The organism is Stratiformator vulcanicus (assembly GCF_007744515.1).
GTDB classification, from domain to species: Bacteria; Planctomycetota; Planctomycetia; order Planctomycetales; family Planctomycetaceae; genus Stratiformator; species Stratiformator vulcanicus.
In genome coordinates, this window is the sequence record NZ_CP036268.1 from 2,311,699 (window position 1) to 2,327,398 (window position 15,700).

Consider the following 15,700-nt stretch of genomic DNA (forward strand, 5'->3'; position numbering starts at 1 on the left):
ATTCAACTCTCCTCGCCCGCCGTATGGTGCGGACGTGAACGGTCCTGTGAGCGATTCGGTTCACCGGCGCGGGCCTTAAAACGGCATTGTGGCCGAAAAAGCCATTCGGGTTGTAGTGATCGCGCGGACTGGTGGGCGACCTCCGCTCGTCGCTGGGAATCGAGTGCGAGGGGCCGATCAGTCCGACAAGTTCCCGGCCGTTTCATCTCACGTCTCCTGCCGCTCAGAGGGATCGGTCAGCCCGATTCGGGCCAGGCGAGCCTGCAATTTTTCGCGGGCCAATCGCAGGCGACTCTTCGATGTCGCGACCGACGTGTCGAGGGCGTCGGCCACTTCCGAGAGCGTCAAACCTGAGTAGTGATGCATCGTGAAGGTCAGCCGCTGTTCTTCGGGCAATTCTTCAAGCATGTCGTCGACGATCGCTTTGAGTTCGCGATGTCCCGCTTTGACTTCCGGCGGCAGCAGTCCGTCAGAAATCAGCGTCAGGATGTTGACCTCATCGTCCGAGCCGGGGCGGACCGAATGGACCAGTGCGTCATTGGTGCGTCTCCGGACGGTATCGATCAACAGGTTACGGGCGATGCGGAACAGCCATCCGCGGAAGCGGCCCTGAGGTAGGTAGTCCCACGATTGATTGTAGACACGCAACAGCGTCTCTTGGCTGAGATCTTCGGCCAGTTGACGGTCGCGGGTGTTTTTGAAGAAGAATCCGATTAGCGGGGACTGATAGCGCTCGACGAGCTGCGCGAACGCATCGCGTGCCCCGGACTGCAGGCCGATCATCAAATCGTCGTCACTCATCCGGGAAGCTGCGTCGGCGATTGGTTCGGGATTGAACAAGGCTGGGAAAATCGTTGCGGTCCGGTCCTTGCGGCCAATCTCTCGATTGCTGCCGGACTGCAGACGCTTAACATAAGGTGAAAGAGCAGGCGCCCCAACAGAAGCCGTGGGCGAATTGTCCGTTGTGATTCCCTCCTTCATTGAAGCCTCAACATTTTGCTTCCTGAAAACACGCATCAGTATTCGATTCACTACGGAACGGATCGGTGCCTTGAACTCGACCTGCCTGTCGAACAGGTGACGGGCCATTTTACGGGGCCCGCAAGACTTGCCGACGTGACGGCGACGCTCGAATCGGCGCTCGACGATCCGGTCGAATTTCCAAAATTGGAGGAATCGGTCATCCCCGGCGATCAGGTTGTCGTGGTTGTCGATGCTCGGACCCCGCACCTGCCGGAGCTGACCGCAGCCGTTATCGAACGATTGGTCCGAGCGGGGATCGATGCGGATGGAATCACGGTCGTGCCGAGTTCAAAGACGATGGCCGACAGCGGAGACGTTGCCGAGAGCACTGAAGATGCGCGGTACCAAAACATCAAGCATGATCCGGGATCGGAGGCGGCCTGTCGCTATCTGGCTTCAACCTCGACTGGGGAACGCATCTATCTTTCGAGCCATGTCATTGATGCGGATGTCGTGATTTCGATCGGCCTGACGGCATTCGATCCGCTGTTGGGCTACTGCGGCACGAACAGCGTGTTTTACCCATGGCTCTCGAACGTGGAGGCGATTCAGCGAATCCGAGGTGCGGGGCATCGTGAACTCGGTCCCGACGACGAACGTCCTCTCCGTCAGACCGTTGACGAAATCGGATGGTTGTTGGGGACGCAGTTCACCGTCCAAGCGGTCGCCGGGGCAGGGGGCGGTATTTCCCAACTGCTGGCCGGCGGCACGGAACCGGTGTTCCGCCGACTGAAGCGTTACCAAACGGAAAGTTGGAAATTGTCTCAGCCCGAGCGGTCGGAGACCGTCGTCGTGGCGGTCGACTCGGCACTGGGCGACTCCCCCGGGCAGGCGTGGTCTCGCCTCGCTGCGGCCGTCGACGTTGCCCGCAGGTTGGTTTGTCGGGACGGTCGCATCGTCGTGCTGACCGATCTCAGCGAGGAACCGCCCGCAGAGATCGCGGCGCTGGCACGTTTCGATCAACCGATTGACGTCGTCAGTGCCCTCAAAAGAGAAAACGCGGCGGTTGACCTCGGCGACACGTCGCGACTCGTTGATGCGCTCGATTGGGCCCGGGTCTATCTGTTGAGTCAGCTCGGCAGCGACCTCGTCGAAGACCTCTTCTTCATCCCGCTCGAGCATGAAGACGAGGTTCGCCGCCTGCTCTCGAGCGAAGACGAAATTCTGATCGTCGGTTCCGCTCAGCACGCGTTCGGCGAAGTGCTCGACTGATCGAAGTTCCCCAATGCCCGTTTGCATCGCTGCGGACCGGGGGAGTACACTTCGACATACTCTGATAGGTTCGTCAGCGAAAATTCGACGACACGAAGATTGTCATCATCTCGCTGATCCCGCCCACTCCAACAGCTCTCAGGTGTATTGTGATGTCGAATCCAACAAATACCGACCGTCGGAAATTTCTCGGCCAGTCTGTCGCCGCCGCGGCAGCCGCTTCCCTCGCGCCCTTCACGTTTCCGACCGCACTGGCCAAAGCGAAGCAGGACGTCAACAGCACGCTTCGCGTTGCGGTCCTCGGTCTGCGCAGCCGGGGTAAGACTCACCTGAACGGCTTCATCAATCGGAACAACTGCGAGGTGGTTGCGGTCGTCGACCCCGACGAAGGTGTCGGTCAGAAGAAGGGTGTCGAAGAGGTCTACAAGCGGACCGGTAAGCGGCCTAAATACTACAACGAGTGCCGCGCGGCCGCCGACGCTCAAGACATCGACATCTTCAGTGTGGCGACACCGAATCACTGGCACGCGCTGCAGGCGATTTGGGGCATCCAGTCGGGCAAGGACGTCTATGTCGAGAAGCCGGTCAGCCATAACGTCGAGGAAGGTCGCCGGATCGTTGATGCGGCCCGCAAGTACGACCAAGTCTGCCAATTCGGGGCGCAGTGCCGGACGATGAAGGGCACCCGCGAGATGGTGCAGTACGTCCTGAACGGCGGCATCGGCGAGGTCAAGCTCGCTCGCGGTTTGTGCTACAAACGCCGCAAGAGCATCGGCCCGGCCGGCTCGTATGGCGTGCCGCAGGGCGTGAATTACTCCGAGTGGCTCGGCCCTGCACCGATGCTTTCAGATGTGCCGCGAAAGCAGTTCCATTATGACTGGCACTGGCAGTGGCCGTATGGCAACGGCGACCTCGGCAACCAGGGTATTCATCAGATGGACGTCGCCCGCTGGGGCCTCGGCGTTGAGAACATCGGTGACTCGGTCGTCGCGTACGGCGGCCGGCTCGGCTACGAAGACGCCGGGACGACGGCCAACACGGAGGTTTCGATTCACACCTTCCCGAATGGCAAAAAGCTGGTCTTCGAAACCCGCGGCCTCGAGACGGACGCCTACAAGCAGGCGAAGATCGGGGTGATCTTCTACGGAAGTGAAGGCTACGCCGTTCAGCACAGCTACGGTCGGTCGTCCGTCTTCGACAAGGATTGGAATAAGGTCAAGAGCTTCGGCGGCGGTTCCACGAATGACCACTTCGACAACTTCGTCGAAGGCGTTCGCAATCGAGACCGCACGGTCCTGAATGGTGAGATTCTCGACGGCCATCTCTCCAGTGCCCTGTGCCATCTCGGCAATATTTCTTATCGCCTTGGCGAGGAGTCGAGCGAATCCGAGATTCGCGGAGCTCTTGATGGCAACGATGAAGCGGTCGAAACCTTCGACCGCACCGTCAGTCATCTCAAGAAGAACGGCGTCGACCTTGGGAAGACACCTCTGGCCTTGGGGCCGAAGCTGATGATCGATCCGTCGAAGGAGAAATTCGTCGGCGTGCGGTCCGAAGAAGCCAACCCGATGCTGACTCGCGAGTATCGCGAGCCGTTCGTCGTCCCTTCAGCAGAGAGCGTGTAATCGGAACGATTGTAAGGTTGATGAGACAACGACAGCCGTTGCTCGCAATCGCAGTCGTTCACGTGAAAAGAAGGCCCGTGGTTCCGGCGAACCGCGGGCCTTTTTAGTCGCTCAGCTTAACCCGGAATCGAAATAGGGTTCATCATCGAACGTGAGCTCTTTCTGCGGATCGGGGAGCAGTTCTTTGTAGAGCAGGCTCGGTTGGATATCGCGGTTGTTTTGATACTTGCCGCCGGTGTATTCGCGAATGTCGCCTTCGACGGTGTGAAAGAAGATTTGGGCGATCTCGACGCCCGGATAGATGCGAATCGGTTGGACGGAGAACATTTCCAAAGTCCAGTAGCCTCGGAAGCCGACGTCACCGAAGCCCGCAGTCACATGCACGAACAGACCTAGTCGGCCGATGGACGAGCGGCCTTCCAGCATCGGTACCAAGTTGTGCGTTTCCGTCATTTCGACGGTACGGCCGAGATAGAGCCGCTGCGGGGCGAGGAGCAAACCTTCTTCGGGAATGATCTTCCTCGTCGCGTTATTGGGCCGCCGCATATCGAGTTCGATGTCGTCGTAGACCATCAGCTCGTTGTGCAGCGTCAGATTGTAGCTGTTCGGATTGAGCCGACTTTCTTCGAACGGATCGATCTTGATATCGCCGCCGAGGCGCGCGTGAATTTCGGGGCCGGTCAGAATCATTGACAGAGGTGATCGGTAAGAGGTAAGTGGTGAGGGACGTTAAAGCTCTATGTTATTGAAACGACAAAGGGATCATTCGAGCGGGTCGAGGCCGACGCGTGGGCAGACCGAAAGCAGTGGGCAATCGGTGCAGGCTGGCTTCCGGGCCTTGCAGATTTGCCGTCCGTGATGAATAAGCCGGTGCGAGTAGTCGATCCAGTGTTTCTTCGGCAGCACGGCCATCAGATCACGTTCGATGATCTCGGGATTCTTACTTCGTGTCAGGCCGAGCAGATTGCTGATCCGCTTGACGTGAGTATCGACGACCACGCCACTGGGGATGCCGAACGCGACCCCGAGTACGACGTTCGCGGTCTTACGGCCCACGCCGGGCAGCTTCACTAATGAGTCCAAATCCTGAGGGACTTTGCCGTCGTGGTTTTCAACCAGCCCGCGTGCCATGCCGAGAAGGCTCTTGGCCTTTGAGCGAAAAAAACCGCACGACTGGACCAGCTTTTCCACATCGGCCTGCTTCGCACGAGCGAGTTTCTCGGGCGTCGGGTATTTCTTGAACAGGGCGGGGGTCGTCAAGTTGACCCGCTCGTCGGTGCATTGGGCCGAGAGGATTGTCGCCGCCACCAGTTCATAGGGATTGCGGTGCACCAGCGCGCATTCGGCATCGGGATAGGTTTTGGCCAACCGACGCACGATCGTGCCGGCCCGCCGGCGCTGGTCACTTGAGACGCCCGCATCACTGGACTTCGACTTCGCGGTTGCACGCGGCAACTGAATTCTCCGTGATTTCCGAGCAGATAAGGCAGTACGATTCCGCCGTGAGAGTCTAGGCGAAGAGCAGGTGCGATACGAACCTTCGGCGCAATCGAAATTTCGAGGGGCGGCGAGGTCGTGCATTGCAGTCACGATAGCCGCGCATTTGCCGATTCAGTGATGCCGATTGTCGCGTTGCTGACGCGGATCGATCAGCCGCAATAGAGAAATACCGAGCAAATAGTCTGTCCTTCAGTGGTCCGGCGCATAAAATTGACGGATTCCAGCGGAGTATTCGAAGACCACTCATCGATTTTTCAGACCATGGAACACCCGTTCGACCTGTCGAGCCAACTCGAGAACTTTTCCGGTCGGGTACCGTTGTTCCCGCTGCCTAATGTGGCGTTCTTTCCGCACGTGCTGATGCCGCTGCACATTTTTGAGCCTCGCTATCGGCAGATGACGGCTGACGCGTTGGAGTCCGATCGCTATATCGCGATGGCGGTTTTGCAGCCGGGCTGGGACGACACGCCGGAGTTTCACGAGCCTGAGATCTACGATCACGTCTGCCTCGGAAAGATCGCGGCCGAAGAGCAACTTGAGGACGGCCGCTACTACCTGATGTTGCAGGGGCTAGCGCGAGCCAAGGTGCTGTCCGAGGAGACGAACGATCTGCCGTACCGCGTGGGTCGGCTCGAAGTTCAACAGGATCGGGCTCTCATCCCGTCACAAATTGACCGCGTTTCGCGTCGGCAGGAATTGATCGCACTTTTTCAGAAAAAGTATCCGAAGGTCGAACTGAAAGGCGTGATCGAGTCGGCGACCGACCCGATCGTCTCCCTGGGACTCGTTTGTGACGTCATCGCCTCAGCGCTGGGATTGTCGGGACCGATGATTTACAAGATGCTCTGCGCCGATGACATTGACGATCGCAGCGAGATTATTCGCGAGATCCTCATCAACGAGGTCGGGCCGACCGGACCGCTGAAACCCGAATTTCCGCCGAAATTCAGCTCCAATTAGAGCCTGTGGCGGCTTCTGCGCACAGAAACTCATCGAGTTTGTATTAATCGAAGCCGGAACCCGCTACTTGACCGGGTATTCAATCACCGTCTTCGATTTGCCGGTCGTACTCGACCTCTCGTCGCGAGACGCGTTTTCTTTCAAACGCCGCAACGAACATCGTAGCGCTCCGCTTTTGTTTTTCTCTTCACCCAACTAATTTGACGGTTGGCGGCACTGAGCAACTTTCCGACGAATCATCGTTCGTCGACTTGGTCTTCTTTCGGTATCGAGTCCTCGTTTGGACGATCTACGACAACGCCTCGCGGACGAGTTGAGCGGTGATCTGCGAGGTGAGATTCGCACCGATCCGGTCACCCGATCGATGTATGCGACCGATGCGAGTTTGCATCGGGCCGTCCCATTGGGTGTTGCGTTTCCGTTCGACATCGACGACGTTCGCGCGATCGTCCGGTTCGCCAACGAAGAAGATACCCCCCTGATCGCTCGGGGAGCCGGAACTTCGACGACCGGAGCAGCGCTGGGACCGGGCCTGATAGTCGATTTCTCCCGTCACATGCGGCGCATGCTCAGCCGCGACGACGAATACGTCGATGTCGAACCCGGGGTCGTTCTGAGTGAATTGAATCGTCAGTTGCGTTCGACCGGCCATCGGTTCGGCCCCGACCCGGCCAACGCCGCGGTCACGACGGTTGGCGGAATGATCGGTGTCAATTCGTCCGGCTCGCGGTCCATTGCCGTCGGCGACGTGAGGCGTCACACCGCAAGAACCAACGTCGTCCTCAGCGATGCCGAAGTGCTACGCACCGGAGCAGATCGATCCGACGACGGAGGACAACATCATTCGGCGAGCGGAATCGTCACTCGGATGGAGTCGCTGCTGGGCGAGCGTCAGGAGTTGATTGAGAGATTGCAGCCGCAGCGCGAGCGTGACAGTTGCGGATATTTTCTTCGCCTGAAGACAACTGGCGGGCCTATCGACCTGACACCGCTACTGGTCGGGTCAGAAGGAACGTTGGGGCTTCTGACGCAGGCCCGGCTTCGCATTGAGCCAATACCGCCTCATTCGGCGGTCTCGCTCGTGCTGTTCGAGTCGCTCGACGATGCGCTCGCCGCAGCGGTGTGTGCCGCTGATTTTCCCATATCGGCTTGCGACCTATTCGATCGTCGGCATCTTTCACTGGTGCGTGAAACCGAAATCCAGTTTGAAAAATTAGTGCCGCGTGCTGCCGGCGCCGCGCTGTTGATTGAAACCGAGGGCGAAGAAGCGGGCGATGTCGGCCGCCGCATGGCTGACGTTTTGCACGCCATCGAAGATGTCGCGGCAACGGCCGATGTTGCCGCGCAGGCCGTTTCCGGATCGAAGACGGCCCTGAGTGTGGACGACCTGTGGTCCATCCCTCGGAAAATCATCCCCCGCCTGACCCGGCTCGGCGGCGAACGGCGCCCGGTCCCCATCGTCGAAGACATCGCCGTCCCGCCGGCCGCGCTGCGCGACTTCGTCCGCAACGCGCAGAACGTGTTTCAGCGTTATGAAGTGACCGCGACGATGTACGCCCATGCCGCGCACGGTCAGATTCACTTCCGCCCGTTCTTACCCGGCCCCGGCCCGGAACGTGACCGGCTGCTTGAGGCGATCCCGCGCGACCTGTACGCCGTCGCAATTCGGCACGGAGGAGTCATCAGCGGTGAGCACGGCGACGGACTGTCACGCTCCGCGTTTCTTCGCACGCAACACGGCGAACTCTATCGCGTCTTTCGCGAAGTCAAAGACATATTTGATCCGCACAATCTGATGAATCCGGGAAAAATCGTCACCGATGATCCCCACGTGACGATCCGACGGCTCCGCCAATCAGTTGACTCTGAAGCCCTGCCGCAACTTCAACTTCGCTGGTCGGCGCCCACGGCGACTCAAGTTGCTGCCGATTGCAATGGCTGCGGCAACTGCAAGAGTCGAAGTGATGCCGGTCGGATGTGTCCGGTATTTCGAGCCGACCCTGCCGAAGCATCGTCACCTCGCAGTAAGGCCAACGTATTCGAAAGTTTCTTGAGGGGAGATGTCACGGCGACCGACCTTGCGTCGCCGGCCGGTCGCGACCTGACCGACCGCTGCTTTCAATGTCTCCAATGTCGCAGCGAGTGTCCGGCCAACGTGGATATCCCGAGCTTGGTGATCGAAGCGAAGGCGGCGCAGATTGCCGTCGATGGAGCCGCGTGGCCCGATTGGGCATTGAGCCGGGTCCACGGGATCGGCGACCTCGCCACCGCCACCGCGTTTCTTAGTAATCCTCTGTTGGCCAATTCCACCGTCCGCTGGATGTTGGAACGGACACTCGGCATCAGTCGGCATCGTAACCTGCCGCGTTTCGCCCGGCGTCCGTTTCTTCGCATCGTCCCCCGTAAGAACCGCGAGCAGGCCACGAAATCAGGTGACGACTTTGCCGCCGCCTATTTCGTCGATCAGTTCGCGAACTTTTTTGAACCCGAGATCGGTCTCGACCTTCTGCGGCTGCTCGACGCGGTCGGTGTTCGATGCGTCGTACCGGCCGGACAGACCGCTTCCGGCTCTGCGATGCTGGCTATCGGCGATATCGAAGGAGCACGGACTCTGGCCGATCAGAACGTCCGTGTTCTCGGCCCGCTCGCGCGGCGCGGCTTGCCAATTATTTGCACAGAACCATCGGCCCTTATTTCGCTCAAAGAAGAATATCCGCGGCTGCTGGACCATCCCGATGTCGCGGTGATCGCGAAGCATGCCGTCGACGCCGGAGTCTTTCTGCGCGAGTACGGCGATCAGCTCAGTCGGCTCAATTCCGACAGCCTTTTAGATACGACGATCGCCCATCACGAGCCGTGTCATTCGCGCACGCTTCAGACGCAACGGCCCTATGTCGACCTGCTTCGCTATCTCGGCTCCAACAAGGTCGAGGCGATCGACGAAGGCTGCTCAGGCATGGCCGGCACGTACGGGCTGACCGCGCGCAATTATGATTCGTCGCTGGCAATCGGTCGACCCTTAATTCAACGCTTAAAATCAGGAGCGTTCGATGTGGGAACATCCGAGTGCAGCGCCTGTCGCATGCAGATGGGGCACCGCTCGGGGCTGAAGGCGGTCCACCCGATCCGCCTGCTCGCCCGGTCTCTTCCAAGCCGGTAGGAGGAGCGTTGACTCTCGACGGAGCGATCGCTTCTTCGCGATTCGCTCACGCGGAGCTTCGTTCATCGACTGCGATCAGTTTCGGGATCGGTACTTTCAGACCGACGACGCCACCGTGCCGCGTCGCCAAGTCATCGAATGACGAGGCCAGAAAGCCGACGATTGATTTGGACGGGCGGCCCTTCAAATACTGCTTGGCCAACTCCGCCATGTGTGCATCGTAATTGGCCTGGCTGCCGGTATGCGCGAAGCAGCGTCCTTCGAAGCGACGAATATCGCCGTTGAACTGCGGGCTGATGTGATACAACTCGTGCAGTGTGGTGACGAGCTTTTCCTGCGGCGAATGATCGAGGAATCGCGGCAGGTAAAATGTCAGTAGATAGAGCAGTTCCTGCTCGCCAGTAAATATCCGCTGCACCGTCCAAGTGCGACCCCGCCGGCGCTCGGTCAACACGCCGCCCGCGAACCGCATGGGGGTCAGCTTCGCCTGCAGCCCGTGCGGCACTCGGCGTCTCGCCTGCGCGTACGTGACGCCGACGGCATCCATGCGGATGTGCTGAAACTCCGGGATGCGAAGACAAACGTCTTCACAGAGACGGCGCATCGCGGCGCTGAAATCGAATGGCGTATTCGGCATGGCGAAGTCAGGATCGGTCTGCGGACAATGCAGAGTTTTACCTGTGCATCGTTTTTCCGCAATAGCGATCACCGCGCCGCCGGGGGCGCGATCAATACTCGCCTACGACTTCTGATCCTCATCTTCCGCTGCCGATTCAGTCTCATCGGCTTCTGCTTCGGACGCGGCGGTCGCTTCCGGTGAATCGGTCGAGTCGTCGACTTGTTCCGTCGATTCGGCTGATTCGTCCTCGGTCGTCTCTTCCTCGTCGTCAGTCACCAGCGGCGCCTGCGACGGCGCTCGGCGAGTACGATCTTTCACGCCGACGAATTCGATCAACGCCTGCTGACCGTTGTCGCCAAGGCGACGTTCTGCCAGACGAACGACACGGGTGTAGCCGCCGTCGCGTTCGGCGAATCGTTTGACCAACTCATCGAATAGAATGTCGACCGCGTCATGATCTCGCAGCAACGAATAGGCGCGACGGCGAGCTGTGATGGACGGAGCTTTCGCTTCGGACCACTTTTGCCACTCATCGCTTTGCCGCCACTGTCGCCAGGCGTCCGAGTTGCGTTCGGCATTGGTCGCATGTTCGGCCGCGGCTTCTTCGCTATGCTGCGCTTTCTTTGCGATTGTGATCAGCCGTTCGACAAACGGCCGCAATTCCTTGGCTTTGGGAACCGTCGTAACGATGCGACCGGGAACCTTCGGCCGGTCCGGATCATCTTCATCGATTCGCACCGACTTGATGAGGCTCGCCGCCATATTGCGGAACATCGCTTTACGATGCGAAGGGTTCCGATTCAGTTTTCGACCGCGAATTTTATGTCGCATGATTCCGTACCGTCGATGAGCCGCTCGACTTGAGCATGTAAATTAGATTGTCGATCAAAGGCCGTTGGACGCAGCCGCCTTGATAGGAGCCGTGGTCCGTCCGGTCTTCAGTGGTGACCGGCGTTCGTCAGGTTGATTGCGGGACACGCATCCCGAGTCGAAGCCCGATTTCTCGCAGCCGTTCGTTGACCTCGGTCAGTGTGGTCTCACCGAAGTTGCGGACGGTGAGCAGTTGGTCTTCTGACTTGGAGACGAGATCGCGGACGGTATTGATGCCCTCCGACTCCAGGCAGTTCGTCGCCCGAACCGACAGGTTGAGCTCGGCCAGACTTTGGCCCAGCTTCTCTTCCAGTTCGAGGTCGACCGGGGCATAGCCGGTCTGATCCATCATTTGCTTCAGGCCCGCTTCCGGCGGCAGTTCCGGTCCCGGCTCGCGGTAATTGATGAACGGGTTGAGGTGCTTCCGCATGATCTTCGCGGCTTCAACCAACGCCAGTTCCGGCGTCACCGTTCCGTCCGTCCAAATCTCGAGCGTCAGCTTGTCATAGTTCGTTCGCTGACCGACGCGGGTATCCTCAATAAGGTACTTCACGCGGGTCACGGGCGAGAAAATGGCATCGAGTGGAATGATGCCGATCTCTGACTCGCCGGCACTCGATTCAGCAGCTGGCAGGTAACCACGGCCGTTGTCGACCGTCAGTTCGATGCTCAGCGGAACGTCGTCGGTCATCGTTGCGATGACGAGGTCTTTGTTGATGACCTCGACCTGGCTGTCGGTGATGATGTCCGCACCGGTGACGACGCCGCGCTCCTGCTTTTCAATGCGAAGCGTCTTGGAGGTCGGGCTGTCGTTGCGGAGAACCAGCGACTTCAGGTTCAGGCAAATATCGGTGACATCCTCGACGACGCCGGGGATGGTCGAAAACTCGTGCTGCACGCCTTGAATCTTAACCCGCGTGACCGCACTGCCCTCAAGACTTGAGAGCAAAATACGACGCAGGCTGATGCCGATCGTCGCACCAAAACCGCGCTCGAACGGCTCCGCAATGAACAAGCCGTACGTTGGCGTCGACGAATCGGGTTCAGGTGATACGCGACTTGGTAGTTCCAATCCTCGCCAGCGAATTCGCATCGGCTCAGCTCCCGACAATTTTATAAGGATTGCCCGGCGACGACACGTCCGGGCAAAGTTTCATTCGTTTGCAGCCGCATCGGTGGTGAGGCTCGACCCGCAACCCTGCGACCGTTCCCCGCACCAAAATCACGCCGATCAATCAGACGCGACGCTTCTTCGGGGGGCGACATCCGTTGTGCGGCAGCGGCGTGACGTCTTCGATTGCCTTGATCGAGATGCCGGCCGAATTGAGCCCCTGAATCGCGCTCTCACGCCCGGAGCCGGGGCCTTTAACGCGGACTTCCATTTCCTTCACGCCGAACTTTGCTGCCCGTTCCGCGCACGTTTCCGCAGCACGCTGCGCGGCGAACGGAGTGCTCTTCCGGCTGCCCTTATAACCGACCGTGCCGGCGGACGCCCAGCAGAGGACCTCACCGTTCGTGTCGGTGATAGTCACGGTCGTATTATTGAACGTCGCCTTTACGTGGGCGATCGCCTTCGTAATACCGCGCCGAACTCGTTTCTTCTTTGTCTTGGCCACTGTTCGCCTCAAACGAACTCAGGGAATCGGCCCAACGGCCGAGCAATGGAAAATCAAATCGAATCGCAACACACCAAGCGAACTCCGAAGGAGTCTCGCCGATTAGTGCCGCATATCTTTGACGCCCTTCTTACCGGCGACAGTCTTCTTCGAGCCCTTGCGGGTTCTTGCGTTCGTCGAAGTCCGCTGACCGCGAACGGGGAGTCCCCGGCGATGCCTTAGACCTCGATAGCAACCAATATCACGCAGGCGGGCGATGTCTTGCTGAACTCGCCGCCGTAACGCACCTTCGATCACGTAATCACGATCGAGCGTGTTGTTAATTTGCGAGATTTCGTCTTCGGTCAGTTCGTGTGACTTCCGACGCGGGTCGATATCGAGCGAATAGCAGATATCGATCGACGTCTTCGTGCCGATTCCGTAAAGGTAGGTCAACGCGACGTAAACCGGCTTATTGTTCGGAACGTCCACACCCTGAATACGTGGCATCTCAAAAGCTCCTTCGCCTACTCGGGCGTATCAGCCTTGGCGTTGCTTGTGACGCGGATTCGCGGAGCAGATCACGTAGACCTTGCCCCGTCGGCGCACCACCTTGCACCGCTCGCAAATTCGTTTAACGCTTGCTCTTACTTTCATTGTCGTCTCGCTCGGAACCAATACCGGTACCGCAAAAATCATCGAATGTAAGCCGAATACAAATCGGCTCGTAGGCGACGCCGCACCTTGGAGGTGGACGACTCGGGACCGCAGCCGCGCGAAGTTCTGCAATATAAACGTGTTGCGGTCGAAGTCTCAAGTCAACCGAATGCTGTCGGCGACGGAATTCCAAGTCCGCAGGCACGTCTCATCACCTCAAATCGAGCGGCTCACCCACCCCTTCCGTCAGAATTCGCACGCCGTCACGGGTCAGCGCGACCGTGTGCTCGAAGTGGACGCTCGGCTCATCGTCGGCCGTGACGACGGTCCAGTCATCATCACAGAGTTCGACTTCCGCCGTGCCGCCGTTGATCATCGGTTCAATCGCGAGCACCAATCCCGCACGCAGGTCAAAGTCTTCCTCGGCAAATTCTCCGCCGACGAAGTTCGGCACCTGCGGGGCTTCGTGCATCTCGCGTCCGATCGCGTGCCCGACCAGTTCCTTCACGACTCCGTAGCCGTTCGATTCGGCGAGTTCCTGCATCATGGCTGCGATATGCGTCCACTTCTTTCGGCGGGGCAGTTCGCGAAGTGCCAGTGCAAGCGTCTCGCGACCGACTTCCATCAACCGTTCGGTCGCAGGATCGATCTCACCAACCGTGTAAGTCCACGCGGAGTCGCCGCACCAGCCGTCGAGTCGGCAGCCGGTATCAACGCTCACAATGTCGCCGGATTCCAGCACACGTTCGGTCGGGATGCCGTGGACGACTTCTTCGTTGGTTGAAATGCAGGTCACAGCCGGAAAATCGGGGCCGCCTTCTTCGGGGCAGGGTACGCCCAGGAAGAGTGGCGTGGCCGCGTTTCGCAAAAAGACTTCTTCGACGGCAGCGTTCAGTTCCGCTGTCGTGACGCCGGGGCGAACGAGTCCTCGAACTGCGGCGTGAGCTTCGGCCACCAGTTGACCGGCGCGGTACATTTTGTCGATTTCGCGCCGGCTCTTCAGAACGATCGGCTTGCCGGGCTCGCGGCGCTTCCGCGGTTCCTGCGTCTTCTTCGCTTTCTGCTTGATTCGCCGGGGGAGCTTAGTTTTCGGCATCGAGCAGCCCCGAATAATTCCGCATCACGAGATGGCTGTCGATCTTCTGCACGAGGTCGAGCACGACCGACACGACGATCAGCAGTCCGGTGCCGCCATAGAACTGGGCGAGCACGAACGGGATGTCCATGTAAGCCGCGACGAGCGTCGGGATGATGGCCACGATCGAGAGGAAGGCCGCACCGACGTAGGTGATCCGCAGCATGACCTGTTCGAGGTATGCCGCCGTCCGGGTGCCGGGGCGATAGCCGGGAATAAAGCTCCCGTAATCTTTGAGGTTCTCTGCCATATCTTTCGGATTGAACGTGATCGCCGTCCAGAAGTAGCAGAAGAAGTAGATCAGTACGATATACAGAATATTGTAAATGAAACCTCGGTCGCCGAAGATCCGCGCGATGCCCTCGATTAACGGGATTTCTTGTCCCCACCCGGTTTGAGCGATCGAGTTGAAAATCAGATAGGGGAAGATCAGCAGGCTGGAGGCGAAGATGATCGGCATCACGCCGGCCTGGTTGACGCGAAGGGGGAGAAACTGCCGCTGGCCGCCAGCAACGCGTCGACCGCGTACGTGCTTGGCGCTTTGAATCGGGATGCGGCGCTGGCCCTGCGTGATCAAAATCACCCAGACGACGACAAACAGGAACAGCCCGGTGAGCAGCAGCAGTTTTTCAATCCCGTACTGCGTACCGATCGCGAGACCGTTCTGGATGGCGGGCTGAATGAATTCGGTATATCCGGCGGTCGGCATCTGCGCGAGAATACCGGCCATAATCAAAAGACTGATCCCGTTACCGACCCCGTAGGCATCGATCTGCTCGCCGACCCACATCAGGAAAATCGTCCCGGTGGTCATTGTGATCGTACAGACGAGATAGAAATAAACGTTGTTGAACTGCTCCATGATGAGACTCTCCCCCTGGCCCAGGCCGGAAGAGAGGCCGACAATCCAAGCGTAGCTCTGCACCAGACAGATCAGAACGGTGGCGTACCGAGTATACTCATTGATCTTCCTGCGCCCGGCCTCTCCTTCCTTTTGCAGTTGCTCCAAAGGCGGATAAACACTGCCGAGCAGCTGAAAAATGATCGATGCCGAAATGTAAGGCATGATCCCGAGGCCGAAGATCGTGCTGTTACTGATGTTCGATGCCGAGAACAGCGAGACGACCTGCATCACCTGACCGAAAGCGTCGTCGCCGCTCTTCGCGTCGGTGATGAACTCTTTAAGTTGATCCTGATCGATGAACGGGAGGGGGATGTTGAACCCCATCCGATAGACGGCCAGAAGCAGCAGCGTGAGCAGAATCTTCCGGCGCAATTCGGGGATGCGAAAGATCGTGATCAGTTTACTAAACATGACGGCGGGCGTCCTGCGAGGTCGGTCGT

General features: G+C 59.0%; 15 protein-coding genes. 4 read left to right on the forward strand and 11 right to left on the reverse strand.

The features are described from left to right. Positions 1-207: 207 nt before the first annotated feature. The gene (locus tag Pan189_RS09055) at positions 208-801 is read right to left on the reverse strand and encodes an RNA polymerase sigma factor (RefSeq protein ID WP_145363601.1); all 594 of its coding nucleotides are present in this window, start codon (positions 799-801) and stop codon (positions 208-210) included. A 195-nt stretch (positions 802-996) separates the two neighbouring features. Between Pan189_RS09055 and Pan189_RS09060 the strand changes: the two genes are divergently transcribed. Both Pan189_RS09060 and Pan189_RS09065 read left to right on the forward strand, forming a co-directional pair. After that, a complete protein-coding gene (locus Pan189_RS09060; protein WP_310821276.1) occupies positions 997-2,235 on the forward strand; it encodes a lactate racemase domain-containing protein in 1,239 nt (412 codons plus the stop codon). A gap of 152 nt (positions 2,236-2,387) precedes the next feature. Further along, the gene (locus Pan189_RS09065) at positions 2,388-3,860 is read left to right on the forward strand and encodes a Gfo/Idh/MocA family protein (protein ID WP_145363603.1); all 1,473 of its coding nucleotides are present in this window, start codon (positions 2,388-2,390) and stop codon (positions 3,858-3,860) included. Between the two features lie 111 nt (positions 3,861-3,971). On the opposite strand, the gene dcd is transcribed toward Pan189_RS09065, so the two are convergent. Together dcd and nth are read right to left on the reverse strand one after the other, a co-directional pair. Continuing rightward, entirely contained in the window at positions 3,972-4,550 is a 579-nt protein-coding gene (gene dcd / locus Pan189_RS09070; RefSeq protein WP_145363604.1) for a dCTP deaminase, read from the reverse strand. A gap of 72 nt (positions 4,551-4,622) precedes the next feature. Next, positions 4,623-5,315 carry an endonuclease III gene (nth, locus tag Pan189_RS09075; protein WP_310821277.1) on the reverse strand — a complete coding sequence of 231 codons (693 nt, stop codon included), beginning with the start codon at positions 5,313-5,315 and terminating at the stop codon, positions 4,623-4,625. A 306-nt stretch (positions 5,316-5,621) separates the two neighbouring features. On the opposite strand from nth, the gene Pan189_RS09080 reads away from it, so the two are divergent. Both Pan189_RS09080 and Pan189_RS09085 read left to right on the forward strand, forming a co-directional pair. Further along, positions 5,622-6,320 carry an LON peptidase substrate-binding domain-containing protein gene (locus tag Pan189_RS09080; protein WP_145363606.1) on the forward strand — a complete coding sequence of 233 codons (699 nt, stop codon included), beginning with the start codon at positions 5,622-5,624 and terminating at the stop codon, positions 6,318-6,320. A gap of 280 nt (positions 6,321-6,600) precedes the next feature. Next, positions 6,601-9,480: an FAD-binding oxidoreductase gene (locus Pan189_RS09085; protein ID WP_145363607.1), complete on the forward strand. Its 2,880-nt coding sequence runs from the start codon at positions 6,601-6,603 to the stop codon at positions 9,478-9,480. A 46-nt stretch (positions 9,481-9,526) separates the two neighbouring features. On the opposite strand, the gene Pan189_RS09090 is transcribed toward Pan189_RS09085, so the two are convergent. The 8 genes from Pan189_RS09090 to secY all read right to left on the reverse strand — a co-directional run bounded on the left by Pan189_RS09090 (position 9,527) and on the right by secY (position 15,671). After that, positions 9,527-10,117, reverse strand: coding sequence for a hypothetical protein (locus tag Pan189_RS09090; RefSeq protein WP_145363608.1), 591 nt, complete (start codon positions 10,115-10,117; stop codon positions 9,527-9,529). Between the two features lie 102 nt (positions 10,118-10,219). Then, a complete protein-coding gene (locus tag Pan189_RS09095; RefSeq protein WP_145363609.1) occupies positions 10,220-10,930 on the reverse strand; it encodes a bL17 family ribosomal protein in 711 nt (236 codons plus the stop codon). A 127-nt stretch (positions 10,931-11,057) separates the two neighbouring features. Then, positions 11,058-12,062 carry a DNA-directed RNA polymerase subunit alpha gene (locus tag Pan189_RS09100; protein ID WP_145363610.1) on the reverse strand — a complete coding sequence of 335 codons (1,005 nt, stop codon included), beginning with the start codon at positions 12,060-12,062 and terminating at the stop codon, positions 11,058-11,060. Positions 12,063-12,204: 142 nt separating this feature from the next. After that, positions 12,205-12,585, reverse strand: a complete 381-nt coding sequence (rpsK, locus tag Pan189_RS09105) for a 30S ribosomal protein S11 (protein WP_145363611.1) — start codon at positions 12,583-12,585, stop codon at positions 12,205-12,207. 102 nt (positions 12,586-12,687) lie between these two features. Beyond that, positions 12,688-13,074, reverse strand: a complete 387-nt coding sequence (rpsM, locus tag Pan189_RS09110; RefSeq protein ID WP_145363612.1) for a 30S ribosomal protein S13 — start codon at positions 13,072-13,074, stop codon at positions 12,688-12,690. A gap of 30 nt (positions 13,075-13,104) precedes the next feature. Continuing rightward, entirely contained in the window at positions 13,105-13,221 is a 117-nt protein-coding gene (gene rpmJ, locus Pan189_RS09115) for a 50S ribosomal protein L36 (RefSeq protein ID WP_145363613.1), read from the reverse strand. Between the two features lie 211 nt (positions 13,222-13,432). Next, positions 13,433-14,317, reverse strand: a complete 885-nt coding sequence (gene map, locus Pan189_RS09120) for a type I methionyl aminopeptidase (RefSeq protein WP_145363614.1) — start codon at positions 14,315-14,317, stop codon at positions 13,433-13,435. Continuing rightward, positions 14,304-15,671 carry a preprotein translocase subunit SecY gene (gene secY / locus Pan189_RS09125; RefSeq protein WP_145363615.1) on the reverse strand — a complete coding sequence of 456 codons (1,368 nt, stop codon included), beginning with the start codon at positions 15,669-15,671 and terminating at the stop codon, positions 14,304-14,306. The genes map and secY overlap by 14 nt, the downstream gene beginning before the upstream one ends. Positions 15,672-15,700 lie beyond the last annotated feature (29 nt).